General features: G+C 67.5%; 1 protein-coding gene. It reads right to left on the reverse strand.

Going from position 1 to position 446, the window contains the following annotated elements; genetic code table 11:
• Positions 1-446, reverse strand: a 446-nt coding sequence (locus KTN05_RS17860; protein WP_254368352.1) for a GTP-binding protein, incomplete at both ends; no start/stop codon positions are given.

Consider the following 446-nt stretch of genomic DNA (forward strand, 5'->3'; position numbering starts at 1 on the left):
CGCTCGACCCGGCCCGTCACCACGGTGCCGCGGCCCGAGATCGAGAACACGTCCTCGATCGGCATCAGGAACGGCAGGTCGATGGCGCGCTCGGGGGTCGGGATGTACTCGTCCACCGCGGCCAGCAGGGCCTTGATCGAGTTCTCGCCGATCTCCGGGTCACGGCCTTCCAGCGCCGCCAGCGCCGAGCCCTTGACGATCGGGATGTCGTCGCCGGGATAGTCGTAGGAGGACAGCAGCTCGCGCACCTCCATCTCGACCAGCTCCAGCAGCTCCTCGTCATCGACCTGGTCCACCTTGTTCAGGTAGACGACCATGTAGGGGATGCCGACCTGGCGGCCCAGCAGGATGTGCTCGCGCGTCTGCGGCATCGGGCCGTCGGCGGCGTTCACGACCAGGATCGCGCCGTCCATCTGCGCCGCGCCGGTGATCATGTTCTTGACGTA

Origin of the sequence: Paracoccus sp. Z118 (genome assembly GCF_019061185.1) — a bacterium.
Taxonomy (GTDB): domain Bacteria; phylum Pseudomonadota; class Alphaproteobacteria; order Rhodobacterales; family Rhodobacteraceae; genus Paracoccus.